General features: G+C 30.2%; 1 protein-coding gene and 1 other annotated feature. The gene reads left to right on the forward strand.

Annotated elements, in window-relative coordinates:
• The first annotated feature begins 31 nt into the window (after nt 1-31).
• Nucleotides 32-296, forward strand: a binding site (T-box leader).
• Between the two features lie 76 nt (nt 297-372).
• The gene (locus KGF52_RS20620; RefSeq protein WP_227841463.1) at nt 373-3,039 is read left to right on the forward strand and encodes a valine--tRNA ligase; all 2,667 of its coding nucleotides are present in this window, start codon (nt 373-375) and stop codon (nt 3,037-3,039) included.
• Nucleotides 3,040-3,229 lie beyond the last annotated feature (190 nt).

Genomic DNA, 3,229 nt, shown 5'->3' on the forward strand with positions numbered 1-3,229 from the left:
GAATAATATTTGTATATAATAATATATAATATTAAAGACTAAGAAGAAGAGGAGTAAGTAAATACTACTAAAAGAGAGGGAAATTCACTGGCTGTAAGATTTTCTAAGTATAAGGTTTACTGAATGTAGCTTTGGAGTTTCTAAACTGAACTATTAGTAAGTTTAGACGGTTAGAATCGTTAAATTCTTTGAGAGTCAAAGTTATTAAGATTATCATTAACTATTAATTTAATTATATGTTGATGAATTTTTAAACTTTGGAATTAAGGTGGTAACGCGAGCTTTTCGTCCTTTTAAAAGAGGATGAAAGGCTCTTTTTTATTCACAAAAATATTTTAAAAATTTATTTATAAAAATATAGGAGGCAATACAATGGAAAATACGAACTTATCAAAAACTTATAATCCTAAAGATTTTGAGGCTAGGCTATATAAAAAATGGATGGATGAAGGGTATTTTAAATCTAAACCAAATCCAGATAAAAAACCATTTACAATAATGATGCCACCTCCAAATATAACAGGGCAATTGCATATGGGACATGCGCTTGACCATACTCTTCAAGATATACTTATTAGATGGAAACGTATGGATGGATATGAAGCTTTTTGGCTTCCAGGAACTGACCATGCTTCTATAGCAACTGAAGTTAAAGTTGTTGAAAGAATAAAAAAAGAAGAAGGTAAGACTAAATACGAAATAGGAAGAGAAGAATTTTTAAAGAGAGCTTGGGCATGGAGAGACGAATTTGGAGGAAAAATAGTTAATCAGCTTAAACAATTAGGAGATTCTTGTGATTGGGATAAAGAAAGATTTACTATGGATGAAGGTTGCAATGAAGCAGTTATAGAGTTCTTTGTAAACCTATATGAAAAAGGGCATATATACAGAGGAAATAGAATAATAAACTGGTGTCCAGACTGTAAAACTACTTTATCAGATGCAGAAGTTGAGCATGAAGAGCAGGATGGAAACTTTTATCATATAAAATATCCATTAAAAGATAGTGAAGACTTCTTGGAGATAGCTACTACTAGACCTGAAACAATGATAGGGGATACTGGTATAGCTGTAAATCCAGAAGATGATAGATACAAACACTTAATAGGAAAAACAGCAATACTTCCATTAGTAGGAAGAGAACTTCCAATAGTTGCAGATAGTTATGTAGATTTAGAGTTTGGAACTGGTGCTGTTAAGATGACTCCAGCTCATGACCCTAACGACTTTGAAGTAGGTTTAAGACATAATCTTGAGCAATTAAATACAATGAATGAAGATGGAACTATGAATGAAGTTTGTGGAAAATATGAAGGCATGGATAGATTTGAGTGTAGAAAAGCCATCATAGCAGACTTAAAAGAACAAGGATATCTAATCAAGATAAAAGAACATAATCACAATGTAGGAACTTGTTATAGATGCCATACAGTAATTGAGCCTAGATTATCAGAGCAATGGTTTGTTAAGATGGAAGAACTTGCAAAACCAGCTATAGATATTCTTAAAAAAGGAGAATTAGAATTTGTTCCAGACAAGTTTGATAAAACTTATTTACAATGGTTAGAAAATATAAGAGATTGGTGTATATCAAGACAATTATGGTGGGGTCATCAAATACCAGCTTACTATTGTCAAGAGTGTGGAGAAATAGTAGTTGCTAAAAAAATGCCAGATAAATGCCCTAAATGTGGAAGCACTCATTTTAAACAAGATGAAGACGCACTAGATACTTGGTTTAGTTCTGCATTATGGCCTTTCTCTACTCTAGGATGGCCAAATAAGACAGATGCATTAGATTATTATTACCCAACAAGTGTACTTGTTACAGGATATGATATAATATTCTTCTGGGTAGTTAGAATGGCATTTGCAGGTATGTTCTGTATGAATGAAAAGCCGTTTGACCATGTATTAGTTCATGGCTTAGTAAGAGACTCTCAAGGTAGAAAAATGAGTAAATCTTTAGGAAATGGTATTGACCCATTAGAAATAATCGAGCAATATGGAGCTGATGCACTAAGATTTACATTAACAACTGGAAATTCCCCAGGAAATGATATGAGATTCTATATGGAAAGAGTAGAATTTGCTAGAAACTTTGCTAATAAATTGTGGAATGCATCAAGATTTGTATTTATGAATATTGATGAGGAGATAATTAAGAATATAAATAGAGAAAATGTAAAAGATAATTTAACTCTAGCTGACAAATGGATAATATCAAGAGCCAATGATATTGTAAAAGAAGCTACTAATAACATGGATAAATTTGATTTAGGAATAGCATTACAAAAGATATATGATTTTACTTGGTCAGAATACTGTGACTGGTATATTGAAATGGTTAAACCTAGATTATATGGAGACGATACAGACGCTAAGTCTGCCGCTTTATATACATTAACTTATGTACTTGAAAAAATATTAAAATTATTACATCCATATATGCCATTTATAACAGAGGAAATATATACTCATCTTCCTACTGTTGAAGGTTGTATAATAGTATCTGAATGGCCAAAATATAATGAAGAAGATAATATGGCTGATGAAGAAGAAATGATGAGTTTATTAATGGAAGGTATAAGAAGTATAAGAAATGTGAGAGCAGAAATGAATGTACCACCTTCTAAGAAAGCTAAATTGATAATAGTACCAAGTGAAGATAAGATAGAAACTATTGAACTTGGTAAGGATTATTTTATAACTTTAGCATCTGCTTCAACTGTTGAGATAGCAAAAGACAAATCAAATGTACCAGAAGATGCAGTTGGTGTAGTTATTGATGGTGTTGAAATATTCATACCTCTTAATGAATTAGTTGACTTTGAAAAAGAAATTGAAAGGCTATCTAAAGAAATGAAAAAGTTAGAGGGAGAAATAAAGAGAGTTAATGGAAAACTTGCAAATCAAGGATTCTTAGCAAAAGCTCCTGAAAGCTTAATAGAAGAAGAAAAAGCTAAAAAAGAAAAATTTGAAGAAATGATTAAGTCTGTTGAGGAAAGATTAGCCAATTTAAAAACTAAAGTAAAATAAATGTGTAGGATAAAAACATACAAAGAGTACTAAATATGTATTCTTTGTATGTTTTTCTTTCTATGTAGATAAATATGATGTTATAATTTTTTAGAGATATATGATATTTTTATCTTATTATGACTATATTAATTTTATATTTTTGAACTTTATAATCAATAAAAAATTGATATATTATAATATTTAATAT

It is taken from the genome of Clostridioides sp. ZZV15-6597 (genome assembly GCF_020657815.1).
Taxonomy (GTDB): domain Bacteria; phylum Bacillota; class Clostridia; order Peptostreptococcales; family Peptostreptococcaceae; genus Clostridioides.

Excerpts from the sequence above, each read along its gene's own strand:
- KGF52_RS20620 (WP_227841463.1), top strand. The coding sequence starts at position 373 with ATGGAAAATACGAACTTATCAAAAACTTATAATCCTAAAGATTTTGAG.